Source organism: Deltaproteobacteria bacterium, assembly GCA_016210005.1.
Classification (GTDB): Bacteria; Desulfobacterota; Binatia; order HRBIN30; family JACQVA1; genus JACQVA1.
Window position 1 is genome coordinate 1 of sequence record JACQVA010000205.1, and the last position, 21968, is coordinate 21968.

The 21968-nt window shown below is 65.0% G+C and carries 23 protein-coding genes and 1 pseudogene; 5 read left to right on the top strand and 19 right to left on the bottom strand.

Annotated features, from left to right (window positions below):
- Positions 1-272: 272 nt before the first annotated feature.
- Positions 273-1196, top strand: coding sequence for a transposase (locus HY699_19900; protein ID MBI4518074.1), 924 nt, complete (start codon positions 273-275; stop codon positions 1194-1196).
- Between the two features lie 44 nt (positions 1197-1240).
- Here the strand turns inward: HY699_19900 and HY699_19905 are convergent, their stop codons facing one another.
- From HY699_19905 to HY699_19980, 16 genes and pseudogenes are all read right to left on the bottom strand, one after another.
- Positions 1241-1879 (bottom strand): class I SAM-dependent methyltransferase, encoded by a 639-nt coding sequence (locus tag HY699_19905; protein ID MBI4518075.1) that lies wholly within the window; start codon positions 1877-1879, stop codon positions 1241-1243.
- Between the two features lies 1 nt (position 1880).
- Positions 1881-2312: a hypothetical protein gene (locus HY699_19910; protein ID MBI4518076.1), complete on the bottom strand. Its 432-nt coding sequence runs from the start codon at positions 2310-2312 to the stop codon at positions 1881-1883.
- A 134-nt stretch (positions 2313-2446) separates the two neighbouring features.
- Positions 2447-2953 (bottom strand): hypothetical protein, encoded by a 507-nt coding sequence (locus HY699_19915; protein MBI4518077.1) that lies wholly within the window; start codon positions 2951-2953, stop codon positions 2447-2449.
- A 129-nt stretch (positions 2954-3082) separates the two neighbouring features.
- Entirely contained in the window at positions 3083-3460 is a 378-nt protein-coding gene (locus tag HY699_19920; protein ID MBI4518078.1) for a hypothetical protein, read from the bottom strand.
- A 173-nt stretch (positions 3461-3633) separates the two neighbouring features.
- On the bottom strand, positions 3634-3963 hold the full coding sequence (locus HY699_19925) for a YHS domain-containing protein (GenBank protein ID MBI4518079.1): 330 nt from the start codon (positions 3961-3963) through the stop codon (positions 3634-3636).
- A gap of 54 nt (positions 3964-4017) precedes the next feature.
- Positions 4018-4536 carry a hypothetical protein gene (locus HY699_19930; protein MBI4518080.1) on the bottom strand — a complete coding sequence of 173 codons (519 nt, stop codon included), beginning with the start codon at positions 4534-4536 and terminating at the stop codon, positions 4018-4020.
- A gap of 17 nt (positions 4537-4553) precedes the next feature.
- Entirely contained in the window at positions 4554-7844 is a 3291-nt protein-coding gene (locus HY699_19935) for an efflux RND transporter permease subunit (protein ID MBI4518081.1), read from the bottom strand.
- Positions 7845-7860: 16 nt separating this feature from the next.
- Positions 7861-9171: an efflux RND transporter periplasmic adaptor subunit gene (locus HY699_19940; protein MBI4518082.1), complete on the bottom strand. Its 1311-nt coding sequence runs from the start codon at positions 9169-9171 to the stop codon at positions 7861-7863.
- Positions 9164-10438 carry a TolC family protein gene (locus tag HY699_19945; GenBank protein MBI4518083.1) on the bottom strand — a complete coding sequence of 425 codons (1275 nt, stop codon included), beginning with the start codon at positions 10436-10438 and terminating at the stop codon, positions 9164-9166. The genes HY699_19940 and HY699_19945 overlap by 8 nt, the downstream gene beginning before the upstream one ends.
- A 610-nt stretch (positions 10439-11048) precedes the next feature.
- Positions 11049-11216 (bottom strand): annotated as a pseudogene (locus HY699_19950) (GIY-YIG nuclease family protein).
- Between the two features lie 295 nt (positions 11217-11511).
- Positions 11512-11688: a hypothetical protein gene (locus HY699_19955; GenBank protein MBI4518084.1), complete on the bottom strand. Its 177-nt coding sequence runs from the start codon at positions 11686-11688 to the stop codon at positions 11512-11514.
- Entirely contained in the window at positions 11678-11821 is a 144-nt protein-coding gene (locus HY699_19960) for a hypothetical protein (GenBank protein MBI4518085.1), read from the bottom strand. The genes HY699_19955 and HY699_19960 overlap by 11 nt, the downstream gene beginning before the upstream one ends.
- A 98-nt stretch (positions 11822-11919) precedes the next feature.
- Positions 11920-12156 (bottom strand): YgiT-type zinc finger protein, encoded by a 237-nt coding sequence (locus HY699_19965; GenBank protein ID MBI4518086.1) that lies wholly within the window; start codon positions 12154-12156, stop codon positions 11920-11922.
- Between the two features lie 3 nt (positions 12157-12159).
- Entirely contained in the window at positions 12160-12468 is a 309-nt protein-coding gene (locus HY699_19970) for a DUF4258 domain-containing protein (protein ID MBI4518087.1), read from the bottom strand.
- Between the two features lie 52 nt (positions 12469-12520).
- Complete coding sequence (locus tag HY699_19975; protein ID MBI4518088.1) at positions 12521-12658, bottom strand: type I-E CRISPR-associated protein Cas6/Cse3/CasE; 138 nt, start codon at positions 12656-12658, stop codon at positions 12521-12523.
- Between the two features lie 32 nt (positions 12659-12690).
- Positions 12691-13038: an HTH domain-containing protein gene (locus tag HY699_19980; protein ID MBI4518089.1), complete on the bottom strand. Its 348-nt coding sequence runs from the start codon at positions 13036-13038 to the stop codon at positions 12691-12693.
- A gap of 240 nt (positions 13039-13278) precedes the next feature.
- On the opposite strand from HY699_19980, the gene HY699_19985 reads away from it, so the two are divergent.
- Both HY699_19985 and HY699_19990 read left to right on the top strand, forming a co-directional pair.
- Complete coding sequence (locus tag HY699_19985) at positions 13279-13950, top strand: class I SAM-dependent methyltransferase (GenBank protein ID MBI4518090.1); 672 nt, start codon at positions 13279-13281, stop codon at positions 13948-13950.
- The gene (locus HY699_19990; GenBank protein ID MBI4518091.1) at positions 13947-15053 is read left to right on the top strand and encodes a 4Fe-4S binding protein; all 1107 of its coding nucleotides are present in this window, start codon (positions 13947-13949) and stop codon (positions 15051-15053) included. The genes HY699_19985 and HY699_19990 overlap by 4 nt, the downstream gene beginning before the upstream one ends.
- A gap of 85 nt (positions 15054-15138) precedes the next feature.
- On the opposite strand, the gene HY699_19995 is transcribed toward HY699_19990, so the two are convergent.
- The 3 genes from HY699_19995 to HY699_20005 are packed head-to-tail and all read right to left on the bottom strand — an operon-like array spanning position 15139 to position 17503.
- Positions 15139-16188, bottom strand: a complete 1050-nt coding sequence (locus HY699_19995; GenBank protein ID MBI4518092.1) for a hypothetical protein — start codon at positions 16186-16188, stop codon at positions 15139-15141.
- A gap of 5 nt (positions 16189-16193) precedes the next feature.
- The gene (locus HY699_20000) at positions 16194-17228 is read right to left on the bottom strand and encodes a hypothetical protein (GenBank protein MBI4518093.1); all 1035 of its coding nucleotides are present in this window, start codon (positions 17226-17228) and stop codon (positions 16194-16196) included.
- Positions 17225-17503, bottom strand: coding sequence for a hypothetical protein (locus HY699_20005; protein MBI4518094.1), 279 nt, complete (start codon positions 17501-17503; stop codon positions 17225-17227). The genes HY699_20000 and HY699_20005 overlap by 4 nt, the downstream gene beginning before the upstream one ends.
- 250 nt (positions 17504-17753) lie before the next feature.
- Between HY699_20005 and HY699_20010 the strand changes: the two genes are divergently transcribed.
- A complete protein-coding gene (locus HY699_20010) occupies positions 17754-20297 on the top strand; it encodes a GAF domain-containing protein (GenBank protein MBI4518095.1) in 2544 nt (847 codons plus the stop codon).
- A gap of 51 nt (positions 20298-20348) precedes the next feature.
- Entirely contained in the window at positions 20349-21821 is a 1473-nt protein-coding gene (locus HY699_20015) for a sigma-54-dependent Fis family transcriptional regulator (GenBank protein MBI4518096.1), read from the top strand.
- The last annotated feature ends 147 nt before the right edge of the window (positions 21822-21968 follow it).

Sequence of the window (21968 nt, forward strand, 5' to 3'; positions counted from 1 at the left end):
CAGGGAGTGCCAAACTCAAGAACACGGCGGGGATTGAGACCCTGCAATGGTGGTGGAACGGCCACCAAAGCTACGCTCACGCGATCGTCGCAATCAACGAAGCACGGACACGTTCGCCGACGGCGACACCTACGCTGCCCCCCACGCTCACGCCAACGCGCACATCGACGCAGACGGCAACAGAGACCGCGAGCCTTACGGCCACGCCCACGGGGAAAGGAAAGGGACGTTCCTAAGTTGCTAAGTTGCATTGAGTCTGGTACGAGGGGCGCATGCCGCGAGGACCACGCATCGACATCGAGGGCGCTGTTTATCACGTGATCGGCCGAGGCGTGGAGCGTCGCGCGATTTTCCGAAACGACGGGGACCGTCGGGACTTCCTTAAGCGACTGGCAGAATTGAGCGGGGCCGAAGACATCACCCTGTTTGCATACGTGCTCATGAACAATCACTTCCATCTGGTTGTGCGGCGGGGCATACGCCTGCTCGGCGGGTTCATGCGCCGCTTGCTGACGGGTTACAGCACGGCATTCAACCTGCGCCACCGCCGTTCGGGTCACCTGTTTCAGAACCGTTACCAGGCTGTACTCTGCGATGCGGAGGAGTACTTGCTCACGCTGGTGCGCTACGTGCATCTGAATCCGGTCCGCGCTGGGATGGTTGCCGATCCGGGCGCGTACGCGTGGTCGAGCCACGCGGCGTATCTGCAGAGGCGCCCTCCCGCCTGCTTGGATACACAGACCGTGCTGGCGGTGGTTGGGGGCAAGGCCGCCTACCGGCGTTTCGTGACTGAGGGGCTGAGCGAGGGGAAGCGATCGGAGCTGTGTGGACGGATCAGTGGGAGAAGCGACGGGGCCGGCTCGGGTTTGTGGTTGGGCGGACAGCTGCTCGGGAGCGAAGGTTTTGCCCGTGGGATGGTGAAGCGGGCGCGGGGCAAGGAGGCGCGACGGCTGCTGGAGTTGGGGCGGGCCGAGGAGTTGCCAGAACTGGTGGCCGGAGTGAGCAAGCGATTGAAGGTGGCAGAGGTCGTGCTCTGCGGCGCGGGACGTTCGGCGGCGGTGAGTCGATCGAGACGGGAGGTGATCCGGGTGGCGGTGCTGCAACGGGGGATTCGGCCCGTGGAGGTCAGCCGCTATCTGGGAATCTCGACCGCTGCGGTTGCCCAACAATTGCGCCGCCTGGAGGAAAGTGCTTAGCAACTTAGGAACGTCCCAAAGGCGAGGATGAGCGTCAGTAGGAATTACAAAGACTTCCCCGCGGCAAAGATCTTCTGCGGTCGCCGGGCCTCGATCGCCTTGACCACGTCGAGATAGACGTTCTCCTCCCGCACAAGCTCGAAACCGGCGCGCAGGGCGTTGCTGACCGTCTCTCGGTTCATCTCGGGACCGAAGCGTCGAGTGATCGCCGTCATCAGGTCCTGGAGGATCGCGATCGGGCCGACCCGGCTGCGCACGTGTTCGAACATGAGCAGCCGGCCACCGGGCTTGAGGCACCGATACAGCTCCCGCAGTCCTCGCAAGGGCTCCGGCACGGAGCAGAAGGTGCACGCGGTGACGACCGTGTCGAACCTCGCGTCCGCAAATTCGAGCGTGTGCACGTTCATCAGCCGGACTTCGAGCGACCCGTCGTAAGTGGCCGCCTTGCGCCGCGCTCGCTCTACCATCCCCGGGCTGATATCGATCGCGGTGATCGTATGGCCGGGGGGAAAGAACTTGAAGTCGTTGCCGGTTCCCGCCGCAACCATCAGACAATCCCCCCTCATGCCGGCGAACAGGCGCCGCTTCGCCGTTGCGAAACGGCGGTCGTCTGCCCACCCGGTCATGTCGTACATTCGGCTCAGACGGTTCCACTTCGTTTGCAGTCGAGTGTCGCTGCTCATTTTAGTCCTCCAGGGTCGTGCCGCTACGGAGCACCCAGTCGTAGGCTTGCACCGCTGCGGTCACTACCAGCCCAAACACCGCGCCAATCGCGACTGCGTGCGCAAGCGATCCGGCGTGCTGCTGCATGGTGTCGCGCATCGCGAAGAACATTCCGCCATACATCCCGATCAGGCTGCCCGGGATCATGACGTGAAACGCTCCGACCACCGGCGTCAGCAGCAAGCCGACCACGAGGTGAACAACCATGCCCACCGCCATTCCGATCAGCATCGCCATCACCATGTCGAGTTCGGGATAGATAGTCGCCCGCACGGCCGCGGCGGTGGCTGCGCCAATGAGGGCGCCAGCGACGTAGTCACCAACGGCGAACAAGACGGTTTGTGCGCGGCCGGAACTGATTTCGACCGCGCTTGAATCGTTGAGACTTCTCATCTGCGTATCTTCTTCCTTCTGGGTGCGCTGGTTCCGCGCACTGCTTGAACGTACCGGCTGGATCGCGCAGTTCGCAATGAGTCCACTTTCGCCCAACTCAGCGACGTCGATGCACATGGTTCCACCCTCCGATCTCACGATCCCGCTGGGGCCATGTGCGGGTCAGGCGTTGGTGTGGCGTCCGGAATCGCCGAGCTGGTCGGCCTGGGAGTCAGCGGACCCGGACAATCATCGCTCTCATCGTCGTGCCCCATACCGCCCATCTCGCAGTCGTGGTGGCCGTCACCGTCCACGTCGTCATCATGGTGGCCGTCGTGGTTCATGTCGTCGTCATAGAATCCGTCACGGTCCATTTGGTCGAGCGGATTGCGCCCCGGTCGAGCAAAGCCACCGTCCAGACGCACCATGATTGTACCGAGCTCGATCGTGCGTTCGCGTCCGCTCACAAAGAAATGATCGCTCTCGCCGGCGCCGCACGCGAAGGCCATAAAGCCAGCGAAATGCATTTCCTCGTCCATCATGCCGCCGTTCATCATGTCCCCGCTAATCCCGTCCTGATGCTCGAAGCCCATGACGTACGAGTTGTCGGGTGGCAGCATCAGCGTGAAGCGTCCGCGATCGTCGGTTTCGGTTTCGTGCACTGACCCGGAGGACGCCGTCGCCCGAACACGGAAGCCGCCGCGCCCGTCCCTGCCGCAGTCACCGCACCCGAAAACGCCAGGCTGTTTGCGCCCACCGCCGGCGCACTGCCGCAGCGCAGGAGTCTTACCCTAGTGCTGATGCCGCTCCTGTTGCTCATTCGGGGTCTCGCCCTCGCTCTCAGCGTGGCCCTGCTGGTGTCCGCCACAGTGATAGGCATGACCGCCGTGGCCGGGCACCATTTCAGCAACCAGCGCGTCTTGCAGCGCCACGTGTTGGCGGAGCTGTGCCAGCAAGCGGTCTTGATCTTGTTCCGCTTGCAGTGCTGCGCGGCTTTGTTTCAGGTCCGCTTGCAGCTTGGTCACGCGCTGCTCACGCGCCTCGGCCTCGCCGTTGAGGATATCGAACGCGCCGCGGGCCATCCCTACGTGATGATCGACAACCAAGTAGACGGCTCGCTTGGTCGTGGCACAGCCGCTTAAGCTCAAAGCGCCGACGAGCGCCGCCATCCACCACGAGCCGTTGCGGGGCAGTGGGCGCCGAGATCTCAGTTTGCGGTGTTCTTCTCGGGTGTCGGCAGTGTCGCTGTGGCGGTTCGGCCTCGTTGCTACTACTGCAGATCGGGGTTCACAGTCTGTCATGAATCGCTCCTTCCTTGCGCATTCACCTGCGGCCTGATCGCTCAGTCCCCGATGTACTGCTGGGGCTGTTGCAGGAACTTCTGCTTTTCCGCGTCGCTGCAGAAGTAGTACGTCTTGCCGCCATACTCGGCCGCAGGCGTGTCTGCGCTCAGGCGCATTTTCATGCCGTCGATCGCGCAGGCGATCTCGTCTCCCGGCCGCGCCCCAGCGACCTTGTTTGCTGTTGCTCCGTGCTCGGGATGCTCCGTATCCGCCATCGCGATCCCGGCTGCACAGCCTGCTGGCAGATCGGAGCAGGACAACGCCGGGCGCGCGGCCACGACAGCGCTGACCACGGCAACCGCTCCAAGTGGGTAGACCATCCATTTCATAACTCTCTCCTTTCAATGGACCGGCTGTCTGCCGGCCTCCCGTAGCTTCTCTGGTTAGTGCAGGGCCTCTTTCTCCGCGGCTTGTTGCTTCAGCTCCTCAAGACCGCGCAGCGCGCCGCCATGTCGCCGTTGGAATCCGCCGGCAGCTTCCTGCGATGCAAAAGCGAGAATGCTCGGCATGCAGCGGTCCCAGTGAACCGGAACGGTCTCGCCCTCCATTCGCAACTGCTCCGCATCGTGGGTGCACGGCGATACGTTGCTCCCAACCACGAAGGTTACGCCATCCGGATCGAGCGGCTTGCCGCTATCGTGGTCGGTGACACTCAAGATGGTCACGGCCTTCGACGTCTGCCGGCCGTACGTGAGTGCGCAACTGAGACAGCAAACTTCTGTCACCCTCTCGCCTTCCGCCTGGAACTTGACCAGCGACTCTTTGTGCTCGTGCCGGCGGCAGACGGGGCAGTACCCGCGGGGTGAAGCCGTCCACCAACGCCACGCGAGGGGTACGGCGACACCAGCGGTTACCCCGGCAACCAGCAAGGCACCAATCAGCCACACGCCACGGCTCTGCATACAATCCTCCCGCCTGCTCAGTGTCCGCGGAGCTCCGCTATCGGCAGGGTACTCACGTCCACGCTCCCGCGCTTCATTTCGAAGTTCCACTTCCAGAACTCGTAGATCGGCGGATAAACGAGTAGCTCCATGATGAAGCTCGTGACCAGGCCGCCGATCATCGGTGCCGCCACGCGTTTCATCATGTCGGCGCCGGTCCCGAGCGACCACATGATCGGCATCAGGCCCATCATTGCCGCCATGACCGTCATCATCTTCGGGCGAATGCGCTTGACCGCGCCGTGAATGATGGCCGTGCGTAGGTCTTGCTGCGTCCGCATCCGCCCCTGGCGAACGGCGTCGTAATAGGCGAGGTCCAAGAATAACAGCATGAAGACGCCCGTCTCAGCGTCGAGGCCCATGAGCGCGATCATGCCCACCCAGACCGCGATGGAGGTATTGTAGCCGAGAAGATACAGCAGCCACACCGCCCCAACGACCGAGAACGGCACCGCCAGCATCACGATGCTGGCTTTGACTGCCGACTTGGTGTTCATGAACAGCAGCGCGAAGATGAGAAAGATCGTGATCGGCACGACGACTTTCAGCCGCTCGCGCACCCGAAGCATGTTCTCGTACTGGCCGCTCCACTGCAGCGCATAGCCGGTGGGCAAAGACACTTTCTGCGCCACCAGCCTCTTTGCTTCCTCGACGTACCCGCCGACGTCGCGCCCCGTAAGATCGACGTAGACGTACCCAGCGAGCATGCCGTTCTCGTCGCGAATCATGGCAGGACCGGAGGCCATGCGGATGTCGGCAAGCTGGGCGAGCGGGACCTGGGCACCGTTCATGGTCGGCACCAGCACACGCTGGAGGCGGTCGAGGCTGTCGCGCTCCTCACGCGCGTAGCGGACGTTCACGGTGTAGCGTTCCCGCCCCGCGATCGTCCGGGTGATCACCTCACCGCCGATGGCGCTCTGAATCACCATCTCGGCCTCTTCTACACTCAGGCCGTAACGCGCGAGCTGGTCTCGCCGCAGGGCGAAGTCGAGAAAGAAACCGCCGGCAGTGCGCTCGGCGTAAATGCTGCGTGTGCCGGCGACATCCCGCAGCGCGGCCTCGATCTGGGCTCCGATGCCTTCGATGACCGCGAGGTCCGCCCCGTAGATCTTGATCCCGATCGGCGTCCTCACCCCTGTTGTCAACATGTCGATGCGCGCCTTGATCGGCATGGTCCAGGCGTTCGTGACTCCGGGAAAGCGCAGCTTCTGATCCAGCTCGGCGATGAGGTCCTCTTTGCTGATGCGGTCGTACCAGAGGTGGCGTAAGGGGGCCTGCAACCACTGCGGCCAGTTGGCATAGAAGCGCGGAATCTGCCGCCACTCCGGCATCGGTTTCAGCAGGATCGTGGTCTCAATCATCGAGAAGGGCGCCGGATCGGTCGAGGTCTCCGCACGGCCGGCCTTTCCAAAAACCCGCTCGACCTCGGGCACCTGAGTGATGATCTCGTCCATCTTCTGCAACAGGCTCTGCGCTCCGGTGACGGACAGACCGGGCAGGGTGGTCGGCATGTAGAGCAGCGTCCCCTCGTAGAGCGGCGGCATGAACTCGGAGCCGAGCCGCATGTACACGGGTACGGTGGTGGCCAGCAGCAGAATCGCGGCGGCGATCGTGCTTTTCGGAAACCTCAGCACCAGACGGCAGGCGGGCTCGTAAACGCGGAACAGGATGACACTGATGGGGTGCTTCTCCTCGGGATAGTACGTGCCCACCGCCGCCTGGTTCGCAATCCACGACAACCACCGGGGACGAAACCGGATCGGATCCATGCGCGCGAACATCATGCGCAGGGCCGGGTCGAGCGTGATGGCCAAGATCGCGGCGATCGCCATCGCCAGATTCTTGGTATAGGCAAGCGGCTTGAAGAGCCGCCCCTCCTGATCGACCAGCGTGAAGACGGGCAGGAAGGCCACCGCAATCACGAGCAGTGAGAAGAAGACCGAAGGCCCGACTTCCTTGAGGGCATTCAACCGCACCGCGTGAAAGTCCCCCTGGCGGCCTCCTTCCTGCCAGAGCTGAAGCTTCTTGTAGGCGTTTTCGACTTCGACGATGGCGCCGTCCACCAGCACGCCGATCGAGATGGCGATGCCCGCCAGCGACATGATGTTGGAGGTGACGCCCATCGCGTACATCGGGATGAAGGCAAGGAAGACCGACACCGGAATGGTGACGATCGGAATGATGGCGGAGGGGATGTGCCAGAGGAAGATCAAGATGACGATGCTGACGATGATCATTTCCATCACCAGCTCTTCCTTGAGGTTGTCGATGGAGCGCTCGATCAACTCCGAGCGGTCATAGGTAGTGACGAGTTCCACGCCGGGCGGCAACGAGGGCCGCACCTCCTCCAGCTTCTGCTTTACGCGCTCGATGACGTTCAGGGCATTCTCGCCGTGCCGCATGACGACGATTCCGCCCGCCGTGTCACCGAGCCCGTCGAGATCGGCGACACCCCGGCGAATCTCCGCTCCAACCACGACCCGGCCGAGTTCGCGAACACGGATCGGGGTCCCGTTCAGGTCTTGACCGACGGCGATGTCTTCGATGTCCTCAAGCGAGCGGGCGTAGCCGCGGCCGCGCACCATGTACTCGGCGCCGGCGAACTCGACTAGGCGGCCGCCGACGTCGTTGTTGCCCTGGCGAATGGCGTCGATGACCTTCTGGATCGGCACCTTGTACGCCAGCAACGCGCCGGGGTTGAGATTGACCTGGTACTGCTTCTGAAAGCCGCCGATAGAGGCGACCTCGGCCACACCCGGCACGCTCTGCAGCCAGTAACGCAGGTACCAATCTTGGAAGGTACGCAGTTGCGCCAGATCGTTTTGCCCGGTCTTGTCGACGAGCGCGTACTGATAGACCCACCCCACTCCGGTGGCATCGGGGCCGAGCTCAGTCCGCACTCCCTGCGGCAGAGCGGGCAGGATCTTGCTCAGGTACTCGATCGTGCGGCTGCGGGCCCAGTAGATGTCGGTCCCGTCCTGGAAGATGACGTAGACGTAGGAGAAACCGAAGTCGGAGAAGCCGCGGATCGCCTTGACCTTGGGCGCGCCGAGGAGGGCGGTGATGATGGGGTAGGTGACCTGATCCTCAATGATGTCCGGGCTGCGATCCCAGCGCGAGTAGACGATGACCTGGGTGTCGGAGAGGTCGGGGATGGCATCGAGCGGAACGTTGCGCACGGAATAGAGCGCACCGGCCAGGGCCACGGCCGTGAGCACGACCACGAGGAACTTGTTGTGAGCGGAGAACTCGATGATTCGCTCTACCATTGGCTGCTTCCCGCACTCAGTGTGAATGGCCGGCAGCGCTGCCGGCCTCGGCGAGCGCCGCCGTCAGCTTGGACTCGGAGTCGACGAGGAAGTTGCCGGAAGTGAGCACGCGCTCTCCTTCGACGAGCCCCGCGATGACCTCGAACTCGTCGGCCAGCCTCATGCCGATGTCGAGCTGGCGCGGTTCGAGGTAGCCGTCACCGCGGTCAACGAACACGAGATCGCGCCTGCCGCTGCTGATCACCGCGCTTTGCGGTACCAGCAGCGCCTCGCCCAGGGTCGAGTCGATCGCCACCTCGGCGTACATTTGGGGCTTGAGGGTGAAATCGCCGTTGGCGAACTCGATGCGCACCTTCACGGTGCGGGTTGCTTCGGTAACAACGGGATAGATCAGGGTCACCTCTCCGGCAAAGACTTTGCCGGGTAAGTACGACAGCTTCATGCTGGCGGCTTGACCGAGATGAACAAAGGGCAGCTCGTACTCGTAGATATCGGCAAGCACCCAGACCCGGCTCAGATCGGCGATATCGAGCAATTTGGTGCCGGAATCGATCCGTTCCCCCTGGGTCACGTTGCGAGCGATGATATGGCCGCTGATGGGTGCGTGCAGCACGTTTGTCGTGGGGGCTTCCTGGCTTTGCTCCAGCGCCTTGATCTGCTGCGGCGTCAGGTCAAACAAGAGCAGGCGCTGGCGGGCGCTGGCCAACAACTGCGCCGCGCCCTGGCGCACCGACGGCAGCGCGGCCTCGCCGAGCCGCTTTTGCGCCTCCAGTGCAATCAGGTACTCCTGCGCCGAGGCCACCAGCTCGGGGCTGTAAATGGTGAGCAAGGGCTCGCCCGCCTTGACCATTTCTCCGGTAGCGTTGGCGTAGAGATGCTCGACCCAACCGCCGGTCTTGGTGTGCACGTGATGCATGCGGGTCTCGTCGTAGGTGACCTGCCCGACTGCCTTGATCGTGCGGCGCAGCGGCTTTCTTGCAACTGCGGTGGTGCGTACGCCGATGAGCTGACGGCGGCCCTCGGGAAGCCGGATGGCGGCCCGCCCTGCCACCCGCGGCCCGGGCTCGACAACGGGCCCCTCCAGTTCCTCCGCACTCGCGCCCTCATCGATCGGAACCATCCGCATGCCGCAGATCGGGCAATCGCCGGGCTGGTTCGACACCATCGTCGGATGCATCGGGCAGTGGTAGCGCGCGGCCGCCGGCGACTGCGATTCAGCCGCAGGTCCTCGCATGGTGCCGGCTTTCCATGAGACGTAAGCGACGCCGGCGAGGAGTGCCACCGCCAGTGCCGCAACCAGTAAACGCCGTCCTCTTAGTTCACTCATGGGCGACCCCTGTAAGACCGGCGACTTCCTCGATCTGGGCCAAGGCCTTGTCGAAGCGGGTGAGCTCTTGGTGGTAGCGCAGCTGGTAGTCGTACAGAACCGTGAAACTGTTGAGCAGGGTCAGGAAGTCGACCTTCCCGACCCGGTAACCCGCAGAGGCCGACTTCAAAGACACCTCGGCCTGCGGCACCACCCCGGTCCCGTACAATTCGAGCAGACGTTGCGCACTGGTCGCTTGCGCGTAAAGGTCCCTGAGCCTCGCGAGCACTTCTTGGCGCGTGTTCTGCCGGCTGGCACGCGCCTGGGCAGCGCCGGCTGCTGCCTCCTGCACGCCGAAGCTTTGTTTGCGCCAGAAGTAAAGGGGCGCACGCAGGCCGACTCCAACCTCCCACTCGGGCGTGAGCGACGCCTGGTTGAAGTAGTCGGCGCGAAGAACGACATCGGGATAGTATTGGCGTTTGGCAAGGTCGAAAGCCGCATCAGCGCGGGCGATGTCGTGTTCGGCAGCTTCCAGGCTCGGCGACCTTTCCCCGGCCAGGGTTTCGAGTTGATCGAGGCTCCAGGACAAAGGCCGTTTCTCCACCGGCGCCGGCGTCCCGAGCGCAGCGGTGGCCGGGCGGTTCAATAAGCGGTCCAGCATCGCCTCCGCGCTCTGCCGCTCCTGCTCCAAGCTGACCAGACGCCCGTGCAGGATCGACAGCTCGACCTGTGCACGCGCCACATCCTGCTGGAGGCCTTCGCCGATTCGATATCTGGCGCCGGCGCCGTCCGCGAGCTGTTCGAGCAAGGCGAGATTGCCGTGAACGATCGCCAGCGACTTGTCGGCGAGGAAGTAGTCGTCGTAGGTCAGCCGCACGCGCGTGACGACGTTCAGTACGGTAGCGCGATAGCGCGCCCCTTCACGGTCAGCTTCGCTCCGCGCCGCAGCTTCTTGCCGCGAGAGCTTGCCCGGGAAGGGCACTTCTTGCTCGATGCCGAAGCGCAGGAAAGAGAACTCGCCGCTACCCTGGCGCAGGCGATCGAAGCCTTCGTTGTGGTAGGCGGTGTTGATCAGCGGATCCGGGAGCGAGCCAGCCGGGGACGGGCGCGCCTGCGCCGCCCGCCAGCTCGCTTCGGCGGCGTTGATCTCCGGGTTGTGCTGCCGAGCGTAGGCAACCGCCGCCTCGAGTGTGAGCGGGTCGCCCAGTGGACTCGGCTCCAGCCCCCAGGTGTGACCGGGGGCAGCCAGCGCGGCCAGACAGGCCAGCGCCGTGTGTACGCAACGCATATATTCTCCTCTGGCACTCCCGCCGCCCGTCACAGGGCGCAGAGGTGCCGGCTAGGTCGAAGCGAAGCCGTTCGACCAGGCGATCAGAGGAGAAGCGAGGTATGCTGACTGATCAGAGTAACGGGAGGAGCCAAGCCGCGTTCGCGACGCAGCTGACTAAAGGCCGCCTGCCGAGCAACAGCGCTGGCCGCAAACGCCCAGTGCACGGGCAACAACACCGGATGCAGCGGAAGGTCGCGCTCCCCGACCCCGGTTGCCCGGAGAACCGGGGCGGCCTGGGCTTGACCCTGGCCGCAGCAATTACTGCCCTGCAAACGCGTTTGCTCGGTGCAGCAGCGGTGGCCGGCTTTCGCCATGGCGCAGCCGGCAGCTCCCCGCGGGCAACTCATCAGGCTGGCCCACGCGACAGCTACCACCAGCGCAAGTCCTGTCCAGCGCCGCCACATGAGCGCAGGGTAGCGGCGTTGCTGGGTACTGTCAAACGGTAACTCTGCTCCGGGTGTGCGACAAATTTGTGGGTAACGTGCAGCCGACCGGGCAAATCCTCACCGGTCTGGCAGTACTGTGTACTGTCAGGCCGGGGCCCATGGCCGAAAGGGACGCAATTTGTCATCTTCCAGGCGCGGCGCCACTTCTTCAGCTGCTTCTCCCGCACGATTGCGGTCTCTGCGCAGCCGTGCGTTTATGCTGCCACACCCGCGTTGCCAGCTGTGAGGTCACCCCAATGTACAGCGTTCCGTTTGCTGGCCAGGATGTAAACGCACAACTGCTTGTCCATAGCGCCAAACGCCAAACTGGATTCCCGCTTTCGCGGGAATGACGGCCATAACACCGAACCACGTTACCCACAAATTTGTCGCGCACCCCTTCAGTACCCGAGCAGGTACAAGAGGTCGATGCCAACAAACGCAACCAGCAGAGCGCCGACAACGACCCAGAGGGCGATGCGCCTTGTTCTGTCAGTCATAGCAAGTTCGCTTAGCATGCCCCGGCCAGCCGGTGGAAATCGAGGCGTTGGGGGCGAAAAGGATGGTGCCAACGGCCGAGGCCGCGAGGAGCGAAGATTTGTAGGTTCACCCCCACGCGCGTAGCAGCACGACGGCGAACTGGTCGAGCGGCACCGCCGTGGTACCACCCTGCGGATCGACGAAGCCGAGCCCTTCCTTCGTTTTCTGCAGGCGGCCGTGCTCCAGGTAGAGGTGGCTCCAGCGGTCCGAGAGGCGCGGGAGAGCGTGGAGGTCACGCGGCATAACGAATCTGTTCGCACGCGCATGTCGGCCGCGTCATGTCCGCCCGTGAAGTCATGAGGATGCTGAACCCGATGATGCGGCCGCGGTTGTCGACGACGCGCGCCATCATCGCCTCGTTTGCAGTCTCTCGCATGTAACCAGGCGCGCCCCCAAAAATGGCCTTCGAGGAAATCGCCCTCGGCATCGAACCACACTTCCACTCTGGCGGGCATGCGCCCTGTTGCAAACCGGCTACGCCAACTCGAAGACGTCCAACGGTATCGTCTTCGTCGGGCGGCTCGCACCGTGGACGAGTTGCCGGACGCGCTCGGTGGTCTCACGCGAGAACACCGGCTCTCGACAGCGCGTGCAAACGCGCGCCGGGATATGCTCGACCAGGACCCGCCGGCCATCGACGTCCAGCACTTCGTTCACAAAGTCGTCGCTCGCCGTTTCACCGCCGCAGACGTGACACCTGAACTTTGCCATGACTCATCTCCGTCGTCGGAAGTCGGCCCACTCGGCCGGGTCCGGTTGGTAGAGTGTGATGATTCTGGTCGTGTCGGAATCGGCCATCGACACCTGAATATGCAGCGGGCGCCCGGCCGCTGTAAAGCCCAGCAGCAAGACGCTCGGTGAATACTTGTCCGCCGGATACTCCTCGATCACCTCCGCGTGTGCGCCAGCCCCACGGATTTCCTCGTCGCTGATGTTACGTTCGACTGCCCGTCTGAAGGCATGCCGGCTGAAGTCGAACCGGCCGGCGGTGAGCTGCCGGCGCACCGTCGCGAGTGATTTCATTCAGCCCCTAATGACGGAACTCTCTTGCCCGTCTCAAACATGAGCAGCCTCCTCACACTGGCGCGAAGCTCAGCAGCCCGAAGCCGAAGGCCTTGCCCGGGCCGATGCCGGAGATGATTGTTCCCCTGAAGTGATCGGGGTCGGTCACTTCGAGGATGCCCTCGTAGAGGGCCGAAATCCAACGCTCCATCGCTGCATCTCCAACGCTAAGAGCTTGTCGAGTCAGCTCCCTGCGCCGCGCCCCGTATCCCTCAGCCCTGTGTCATCCAAGGTCAATCTTTCTCGCGGCCGCCGCTGATTGCGGCGCGCGGCGCGCAGTTGCTCTTGCGCAGTCTCCCGGCGGAACCACCCCGGCTCGAGGACTTCTACGGTAGCACCGAGCTGGAGAACAAACCGCTGCAACTCGCGTATGCCGTCACCGCTGGTGATCGGAAAGCCCGAGGTCTCAAGGGCGTGAAGGTCGCGATAGACCGTGCGCACGGGCGGCTCGCGACGGCGCGCGAGCGCAGCGGCCGTGAGGCCATGCTTGGCGCGCGCCAGGTCCATGATCGACGCGTAAAGCCGCGCCACCTGATCCCCTCGTGGCATGCGCCGGGGCTTACCACGGAGGTGCGCGCGCCGTCAAAGCTCGCAAGCGAAAGCCGACCCCCGGGTGCCGCGTGATCCGCTGCGATCAACGGTGTCGGTCGCTCGCCGCGGCCGCTTCAGGCTGATGTACAGTCCAGCACCACCAGACGGCAGGAAGTCACCGCCGGTCACCGGCGCATTGTTTGGCCGCCGCGGATCGGGTAGGAGGCCAAAGGCTGACCCATGAGCACGTACGCCTACATGCGGCTGCTCGAGTCCGTGCCGTATCGCTATGACACCGGCATCAGGTGGTTGTCGCTCGGACGAGTGACTCGCCTTTACGCCGCCGCCGCTGACGCGGCGGTGGCTGGGCTAAGCTCACCGCGCGTGCTCGAACTCGGCTGCGGCACCGGCAATCTCACCCTAGCGCTGCGCCAGCGCGGCGCTACGGTACTCGGGATAGATCACAACCCGGAGATGTTGGCAGTGGCGCAGCAGAAGCTCGGCACTGATGGCGCGGTCGAGCTGCGCGAGATGGCCGCGGTCGAGATCGCCGACCGCCTGCCGGCCGGCGGCTTCGACGTCGTCGCCGCCGCCTTGCTGTTCAGCGAGCTACCCGCGGACGAGCGCCGCTACTTGCTACGCGCGGTACACCGGTTGTTGCGCCCGGGGGGCCGGCTGGTGATCGCCGACGAAGTGCGGCCTGAACGCATCTGGCAACGGGCGGTCTATCGCCTGCTGCGCTGGCCAGTGGCGGTGGTGACCTATCTGCTGACGCAGACCTCCACTTGGGCGGTCGCCGATTTGAAACAGCTGGTGGCGGAATCCGGGTATCACTTACAGGCCGAGACCCGCTGGGCGCTCGGCAGCATGGCGCTGGTGGTGGCGCAGCGGCCGGAGGGGGTGAGGGAATGAAACTGACTGACTGGCTCGCCGAAATCGCCGAAGCGGCTTTTCGCCTGGTGCCGATTCCGGTGTCACCCGGCCTGCGCGTGATCGGCAAGCCCGATCGCATGAGCCCGGTGTTGCTGACCGGCAACTACGACCTGAGCGTGCGCCGCCTGCGGCGCGCACTGCGCGGCCTGGATGCCTATCTGCTGGTCGCTAATTCGCGTGGCATCAACGTCTGGTGCGCCGCCTCCGGCGGGCATCTCGGTACGCCTCAAGTGGTCACGGCGTTGAAGCTGGCGGCTTTGGAGCAGCGCGTGGAACATCGTGAGATCATTGTTCCCCAGCTGGCGGCAACCGGGATCGAGGCCAAAGAGGTGCGCCGGCGCACGGGCTGGATCGTGCGCTTTGGGCCGGCGGACGCGAAGGACATCCCGGCCTATCTCGCGGCCGGGCGCGACAAGACGCGCGCCATGCGCGAAGTGCGCTTCAGCGCGCGCCAGCGGGTCGAGATGGCGGCGATGTGGGCGACACCGATGTCGCTGATTGCGGCGGTGCCGGGCTGCCATCACCTCAGCGGCGTGCTGGCCTTGATCTGGGGCCTCGCGCTGGCGGTGTTCTTTCTCTACGAGCGCTTGCCGCTGCCCGAGCGCGGGCGACAAGCGCTGGTGGCTTTGAGCGCGGTAGTGACAGCCAATGTGGTGCTGGCCCTCGCCGGAGCTCTCACGCCGCTAGCAGCCGCGCTGTGGAGCCTTGCCGCTATTGCCGTCACCGGCTTGCTGACCTTCGATTATGCCGGGTCGAGCCCGACCGCCGCCGCCGGCGCTTTGGAGGACAAGGCTTTTCGCGTCGTGCTCGATACCGACCGTTGCACCGGCGCGTACACCTGCTGGGCCGTCTGCCCCGAAGGGGTGTTCGAGAAGCAGCCCGAGCTGCACCAGGTTGCCCGCGTCCACACCGACCGTTGCATCCGCTGCGGTGCGTGCATCGTGCAGTGCCCACAAGACGCGCTGGCATTCGAGGCCGCAGACGGGCGCCGGGTGGAACCGGATGTGATTCGGCGATTCAAGCTGAATCTGCTCGGCAAACGCGCGCGCCCGAGCCCGGCCGACACCGCTGCCGCACCCTGACCGGAGACGCAAGAGCGGGTATTCGACCTCCCGCGCGCCACCGCCGGCGCCCGGCCCTCTCGGCTGCGCCGCTGCGGAGTCTCCGTCAGACAACGGGCGCGGCAGCGTCACCCGACCAGCACCGGCGCAGGGCGTGGATGAACTGGTCGCGCTGTTGCTCACGCAGTTGGCGGCGCGCGCCCGCCAGGCGGGCCAGGGCGTCGCGCTTGGCGCTGGCCTGGCGGCGGAAGGCCGGCATGGTGAATTCTTCCAATAGATCGACGCATGCGGCGTAGTGACCACTGGCGCGGAAGAGGAACTCCTCGGTTACCGCCGAAGCCGCCACTCGCTTGCGCATCGTGGCGATGCTGATGGAGCTGCGGTGCCGCAGTGCCACTGCGCCCGGCGCCGCTCCCGGCTGCCTGCGCTCGCCGGGTTGCAAATGCAGCTGGATGAAATACGTCCACCGGCCGCTGCGAAAATCGTCCTCCCAATCGGCCGCGTCGTCGAGATACTGCATCCCGACCAGGTAGCGATCGATTACGCGCCCCAGTCGGCTGACGGCCGCGGGCGTTGCGCCGCCGAGCAGCGCCACCGCCAGTCCGGGCAAACCTGCGATCGCGGTCTTGGCGGCTGAGTCGCGCGCGTAGCGCGCATGATCGTACCTCGACTCCATTCCTGCCCAGAGTGCAGGCTCGCTGGCATGGCCGGCGTTGTACTCGCGGAACATGCGCCGATAGAGCCGCCAGAAGCCGGGGAGCGCACCCACCGCAGTAGCCAGGCGAGCTCCGAGCTCCAGCTCGAGGCTGCGCCGGATCAGGTTGGTGCTGCGCGAGAAGCCGACTTGGCTGTCGAGCGCGGCATCGTCCACCAACGCCAGGAAGATGAGCAGCACATGCGCTAGCCCGAGTGAGTCGAGCTGCACCCGCGCTACATGCGGAAAGCCTTCGCCAACAAGATACGGCAGCGAGCGAAAGACCGGCGTGCCGAAGACATCACGCCAACTGCGCCAACCAGGCTGCGCCGAGTATCCCAATCTGTAAGGCAGACTGAAGGCGGCGCCCCGCAGCTCCGGCGGCAACGTCTTGTTCACCCAGCGGCGAAAGGCGCGATCGACCCGGCGATCGTAGGCCGCCAACGCGGAGTCCGCCGTCATTGCCGTCAGCCGCCGGTCAGCGCGCCGGCGCCGCCGTCACCAGCCAGCAAACGGCGCCGCAGCGAAGCGGCGAACTGCTCGCGCTGCCGCCGGTTTTCACGCTGCCGGGCCGCGATATGCGTCGTCAGGCTCGCGCGCTGCTGCACCAGCCAGCTGTGCCACGCGGGCATCGCGAACTTACTCAAGAGCGCGGCGCAAGCATCATAGTGTTGCTGCGCGCGTACAAGGAACTCCTCCGCCACGCCGGAAAACGCCACCCGCTCCCGCAAAGCCGCAACGCTCACGGGTACGCGGCGCCGTAGCTCGGCATCGTTCAACAGCCGCTGAATGAAGTAGGTCCAGCGGCCCGCGCAACAGTCCTCCTCCCAGTCCGCCACGTCGTCCGCGTACTGCAACGCCACCACACAGTGATCGACAGCCCGCCCCAGCCGGTGCACGGCGGCCGGGGCGGCCTGGCCGAGCATGGCCAGCGCCAGACCGGCCCATTTGGCCATCGGCAGCTTGGCAGCGGCGTCACGCGCGTAATCTGCGTGCGTGTAACCGGTGGAGTTCTCGCTCCACAGCATCGCCTCCGCCACGTGCACGCGCGCGTACTCACGCAGCCCGTGACGAATGAGCCGCCAGAACTCGTCGCGCTCACCCATCGCCGCGCCCAGGCACGCCTGCGCCTCCGCTTCCATGTTGCGGCGCAACAGCTGCAGTGGGCGGTTTAAATACACCTGACCGTCATTGAGCCGATCGTCCACAAAAGCCAAAAACACCAACAGCACCTGCGCCAGACCCAGCGCCTGCACCGTAGCGGCGGGTACGGCGGGAAAGCCTTGCGCGATCACGCCCGGCAGGGCGCGAATCACCGGGCTGGTGAACACTGCCCGCCACGACTGCCACTGCGGCGCCGCCGAGAGCCCGATGCCATGCGGCATCCCGTAAGCCACCGCCCGCAGCTCGGCGGCCAGGGCCGTGCTGACCCAGCGCCTAAAGGCCCGATCAACGCACTGATCGTAGGCGTCGAGCTGCGGTCTTGCGCCGGCCGCGCTCAATAGCCACGCTCGATCGGCGGATATACCGCCAGCACTGCGTTCTCCCTCTTGCGCGCCATCTTGGCGGCAACCGCGCACTGCTCCGGTGTCAGCGCTTTGCGGATGCCGGCCCGGCGCAACCAGGCAGCAAAATCCGCGTGCGCCGCCGGACGATACTTCTTGAGTTGTGCCTGCAATTCCCAGAAGAACTCGTCGGGCCCCATCTTCTTGGTGCCGTTAGCGATCGCCGCCAGGAGTTCCTTCACCGCCGCGCTGGGATCGTCCTTCTTTGGCATGACTGCCGCCCTCCTTTTTCGTGGCCAGATGGCATCACGATTCGCACACTGCTGCTGTAGAGGTCAAGAGATTATTTTCGCAGTCCGCGACCCAAGCGTACACATCACACGAAAGTCTTAAGACCATCGCAGGCGTAGCAGACTGCGTATTTTGTTGTAGTCAACGGCGCGACTTGGCGCTGCATGTTACTCTTGTACTGCGCGCCGATTGGCACTAGTCTCCGCGTCTCGAGTAGCACGGGCGTGCGCAGTGAAGCGGTGGACTGAGAAGATCGAGCGCCTGGTCGTGGGTTTGGCGATCGTCGCGGCGGCGGCCTCGGCCATGCGCATGGGCGCGCACATCGGCACGACGGTGCCGGGGTTTCTGCTGACCGCTAATCTCCGGTTCGATCGGGTTGGGGACCCGATGTGGCCGGCACTACGCCACGCCCTGATTCGCCCCAACGATAGGTTGCTGGCCGTCTATCGTGGCGGGCAGCCGGTGCCGGTGTCGCGCCCGCAAGAGGCATACGCGGCCGTGGCCGGCTACCAGCCCGGCGAACCTGTCACTTATGATTTCAAGCGCGACGGCCAGCGGGTACGGCTGGTGGTGCCCGCGGCGCGCTTTTCGCTACTCAGCTTTCTGGCGATTTACGGTTGCTCGGTGATACCGGGGTTGCTCGGTTTTGCGCTGGCCTGGTGGGTGGTGCGGCGGCAATCGCGCCACCCGGCTTCGTGGTGGTTCTTGACCATGATGGTGCTGTTCTACATCGGTGATCTTACGTTCTGTGAGGTCACGGTCAACGGCCAGTTGCAGCCGCTGTACTCGCTGGCGCTGTTCTTGTTCGCCGCCGCCGCGGTCAACTTCGCGCTGGTGTTTCCGCAGCCGCGGCGGCTGGTCACGCGCTGGCCGTGGCTGCTCCTCGGGCTGTTCGCGCTAGCCGCCGCCGGCGGGCTGGCGGTCAACGGCCTACGGCTGGCCGGGCAACTGCGCCGGCCGCTCTGGGATGCGCTCGATCCGTTGCTGGTGGCGGGCAGCCAATTGTTTCTCGGCGCGGCGATGCTGCAGAGCTATTGGGCCTGGCCTGAGCGCGAAGCGCGCGAGCGGGCGCGCGTGGCGCTGTTCGGCTTCGCTCTGGTTACCCCGATGCTGGGCCTGGCGCTGCTGCCGGGATATCTGACCGGCGCCGTGGTGCCGGCCAATTTATTCTTTCCGCTCACTTTGGTCTTCAGCGCCGGCCTGGCGTACGCCATCGTGCGCGGCAATCTGTTCGAGCTGCGCCACGTGCTGCAGCGCGGGTCGCTAACCATGGCCCTCGCCATCCCGTGGGCGCTGGTGTTCTTCACCGCCGCCTTGCTGCTGGACGAACTACTACCGGCGCCAGGCGTCGGCACCCGCGCGCTGCAGGCGGCACTGGTTGTGATAGCCGGGTTCGGCTTCACCGCCACGCGCGCTTGGCTCGAACGCTGGGTGGATCGGCTCTTCTTCCGCGCACGCGCTGCTTACAAGCCGACGGTGCAGGACCTCAGCGCTCGCTTCACCCGCCTGCTGCGGGCCGAGGAGGTGTTGCGGCGGACGCATACCATCGTAGCCGGCGCGATGCCGGTCACCCGTGCCGATATCATTCGGATCGACGACGGCGCCTCCGGCAATGCCGGCCTGCCGGCTCTGCTGCAAGCCGAGCTGCGCCAGGCGCGTGCGCCGCTGACGCGGGCCACACACCCTGATATCAGCGCAGATCTCGAGCAGGCCGGGGCCGAGGTGGCGGTGCCGATCGCCTTCGAGGGGCACCTGCGCGCCGCCATGCTGCTGGGCGCCAAGCGCAGCGCCGAACTCTACACCTCCGAGGACCTCGACTTGCTGGAGACCATCGCCAACCAAGCCGCCATCGCGCTCGAAAACGCCTCCTCCTTCGAGCAACTCGATCGCCTGCGCCAGAACTTGGAGCGTGAGGTCGAGGCCCGCACCCGCGAGCTCAAAGACACCCAGGTGCAACTGGTCCACGCCGAGAAGATGGCTTCGCTGGGCCAGCTGGTGGCCGGTGTCGCCCACGAGCTCAACAACCCCTTGGGCGCGGTCGGCGGCAATCTGGCGGTGCTGAGGGATTACGTTGGCCGCCTGCGCGAGGCCCTGGGCGCCTACGAGGCCGCCGCCCCCGCCGCACACGAGCAGTTCGTCCAGGTCCGCCGCCGCTTGGACCTTGACGAGATCGTCGCCGATCTCGATCAGCTGCTCGCCACTTGCACCGAGGGCAGTGAGCGCGCTCGCCGCATTGTGCAAGACCTGCGCACCTTCTCCCGTCTCGACGAAGCCGAACTCAAGCGCGTCGATCTCAACGCCGCCATCGGCGTCACCCTCGACCTGCTGCGGCATCGCCTGCGCGGGGGCGTACAGTTGGAGACGGCGCTGGAGCCGCTGCCGGCGGTCGAGTGCTACGCCAGCCAGCTGAACCAGGTGTTTCTCAATCTCCTCACCAACGCCCTCGACGCCGTCGAAGCCGCCGGCGGCGGTGTGGTGCGGATTCGCTCCCGCCCGCTGCCGCGCCAAGCTGAAGTGGATTGGGTCGAGATCACCGTACAAGACACCGGTGCCGGCGTGCCCGCCGCGCTGCGCGACAAGATTTTCGACCCCTTCTTCACCACCAAGCCGGTCGGCAAAGGCACCGGGCTGGGCTTGAGCATTTCGTACTCGATTGTCGCCAAGCACGGCGGCCAGCTCGTTCTTGATGCGGCCTCTGGGCCGGGCTGTACGTTTCGCATCGTGTTGCCGGCACGTCCGCAGCCCGCGCTCCCGCCGGCGACCGCGCGCCCCTAGCGTCGCCGCCCCGCTCTAGTGTAAAGAACGCCGCACAAGCCGGCCCTCCGCATGCAGAACGACAAGGTCGCAACCCCTGACTCGGCTTCGAGCCGGCCCCGCATTCTGCTGGTCGAGGACGACCGCAGTGTGCTCGACACCTTGGTCCGCACTCTGCGTCTGGACCATTACGAGATCCTCACCGCCCTCAGCGGCGAAGAGGCGCTCGCGGTTTTGGAACAACACGGCGAGGTGGCCGTCATCATCGCCGACCAACGCATGCCCGGGATGAGCGGCACCGACTTCCTGCGCCACACCATCGAGCCCTTCCCCAACACCACGCGCATCATTCTGACCGGCTACACCGATATCGACTCACTAGTCGAAGCCATCAACGCCGGCCGGGTCTACCGCTACATTGCCAAGCCTTGGGACACCCGCGAGCTGCGCCTGACCATCCAGCGGGCGGTCGAGGCGTACACGCTGGTGAGCGAGAATGCCAGACTGACGCGCGAGTTGAGCGAGGCCAACGAGCGGCTACGCGGCGAGGTCACGCACCTGCGCCAAGACGCCTGGGAGCACAACCGCTTCGATAATCTCATCGGTACCGGCCCGGGCATGGACGCGGTCCGCAAGCTGATGCGGCGGGCGGCGGTCAGTGACATCACCGTGCTGATCGTCGGGGAAACCGGCACCGGAAAGGAACTGATCGCCCGGGCGATTCATTATGCCGGCGCCAGGCGCGAGGCCTTGTTCGTGGCTCAGAACTGCGCCGCCGTCCCGCACGACCTGCTCGAAAGCGTGCTCTTCGGCCACCGCAAGGGCAGTTTCACCGGTGCCGTCGGCGACCAGAAAGGTCTGTTCGAAGTCGCCGACGGCGGCACCATCTTTCTCGACGAAATCGGCGAGACCAGCCCGGCCATGCAAGCCAAGCTGCTGCGGGTATTGGAGGAGGGGGAATACACTCGGGTCGGCGATACCGCGCCCCGCTCGGTCGACGTCCGGGTGATTTCCGCCACCCACCGCCAACTCGAAGACGAGATTCTCGCCGGACGCTTCCGCCAGGATCTCTATTACCGCATCAACGCCTTCCCGATTACCGTGCCGCCGTTGCGCGAGCGGCGTGAGGATGTTGCTCTGCTGGCGAAGCATTTCCTCGAGCGCTGGCAAAGCGACACCGGCCGCCGCCTGGCTGGGATCAGCGACGAAGCCCTGGCGCTGCTCGGCGAGTATGCTTTTCCCGGCAACGTCCGCGAGTTGAAGAACGAGATAGAGCGCGCAGCTACCCTAGCCGACGACAGCGAGCCTATCCTTTCCAACCTTCTGTCCGAAAAGGTGCGCCAAGGGGAAGTTCCCGCCGACGGCGCCCCCCCCTACGACTTGCGCACGGCCTTACGTAAGTTCGAGCGCCAGTTCGTTCTCGACGTTCTCAATCGCAACCGCGCCAACGTCTCCCAGACCGCCCGTGATCTCGGTCTGACCCGCGCCGGCCTACAGCGCAAGCTGCGCGAACTCGGCGTGGCAGTACGCACCAGCTCTGACTGAGAGCCGCGGCAACGCGATCATCCCGACACTCTCGGTGAAGGGCTTTGCCGTAACCGAGGTGGTGGTTTGCAGGGGACTCGTGCGAATGAGTCCGCATCAATCCGTCCCGACGTCGCCTATTTCAAAGGGGGAAGCATCGATTCCCCT

Excerpts from the sequence above, each read along its gene's own strand:
- HY699_19960 (MBI4518085.1), bottom strand. The coding sequence starts at position 11,821 with ATGCGAGAGACTGCAAACGAGGCGATGATGGCGCGCGTCGTCGACAAC.
- HY699_20005 (MBI4518094.1), bottom strand. The coding sequence starts at position 17,503 with ATGCCAAAGAAGGACGATCCCAGCGCGGCGGTGAAGGAACTCCTGGCG.
- HY699_19970 (MBI4518087.1), bottom strand. The coding sequence starts at position 12,468 with ATGAAATCACTCGCGACGGTGCGCCGGCAGCTCACCGCCGGCCGGTTC.
- HY699_19985 (MBI4518090.1), top strand. The coding sequence starts at position 13,279 with ATGAGCACGTACGCCTACATGCGGCTGCTCGAGTCCGTGCCGTATCGC.
- HY699_19920 (MBI4518078.1), bottom strand. The coding sequence starts at position 3,460 with ATGGCGGCGCTCGTCGGCGCTTTGAGCTTAAGCGGCTGTGCCACGACC.
- HY699_19955 (MBI4518084.1), bottom strand. The coding sequence starts at position 11,688 with ATGCCGCGTGACCTCCACGCTCTCCCGCGCCTCTCGGACCGCTGGAGC.
- HY699_19940 (MBI4518082.1), bottom strand. The coding sequence starts at position 9,171 with ATGAGTGAACTAAGAGGACGGCGTTTACTGGTTGCGGCACTGGCGGTG.
- HY699_19930 (MBI4518080.1), bottom strand. The coding sequence starts at position 4,536 with ATGCAGAGCCGTGGCGTGTGGCTGATTGGTGCCTTGCTGGTTGCCGGG.
- HY699_19910 (MBI4518076.1), bottom strand. The coding sequence starts at position 2,312 with ATGAGAAGTCTCAACGATTCAAGCGCGGTCGAAATCAGTTCCGGCCGC.
- HY699_19900 (MBI4518074.1), top strand. The coding sequence starts at position 273 with ATGCCGCGAGGACCACGCATCGACATCGAGGGCGCTGTTTATCACGTG.
- HY699_19945 (MBI4518083.1), bottom strand. The coding sequence starts at position 10,438 with ATGCGTTGCGTACACACGGCGCTGGCCTGTCTGGCCGCGCTGGCTGCC.
- HY699_19965 (MBI4518086.1), bottom strand. The coding sequence starts at position 12,156 with ATGGCAAAGTTCAGGTGTCACGTCTGCGGCGGTGAAACGGCGAGCGAC.
- HY699_19990 (MBI4518091.1), top strand. The coding sequence starts at position 13,947 with ATGAAACTGACTGACTGGCTCGCCGAAATCGCCGAAGCGGCTTTTCGC.
- HY699_19935 (MBI4518081.1), bottom strand. The coding sequence starts at position 7,844 with ATGGTAGAGCGAATCATCGAGTTCTCCGCTCACAACAAGTTCCTCGTG.
- HY699_19925 (MBI4518079.1), bottom strand. The coding sequence starts at position 3,963 with ATGAAATGGATGGTCTACCCACTTGGAGCGGTTGCCGTGGTCAGCGCT.
- HY699_19995 (MBI4518092.1), bottom strand. The coding sequence starts at position 16,188 with ATGACGGCGGACTCCGCGTTGGCGGCCTACGATCGCCGGGTCGATCGC.
- HY699_19975 (MBI4518088.1), bottom strand. The coding sequence starts at position 12,658 with ATGGAGCGTTGGATTTCGGCCCTCTACGAGGGCATCCTCGAAGTGACC.
- HY699_20015 (MBI4518096.1), top strand. The coding sequence starts at position 20,349 with ATGCAGAACGACAAGGTCGCAACCCCTGACTCGGCTTCGAGCCGGCCC.
- HY699_19905 (MBI4518075.1), bottom strand. The coding sequence starts at position 1,879 with ATGAGCAGCGACACTCGACTGCAAACGAAGTGGAACCGTCTGAGCCGA.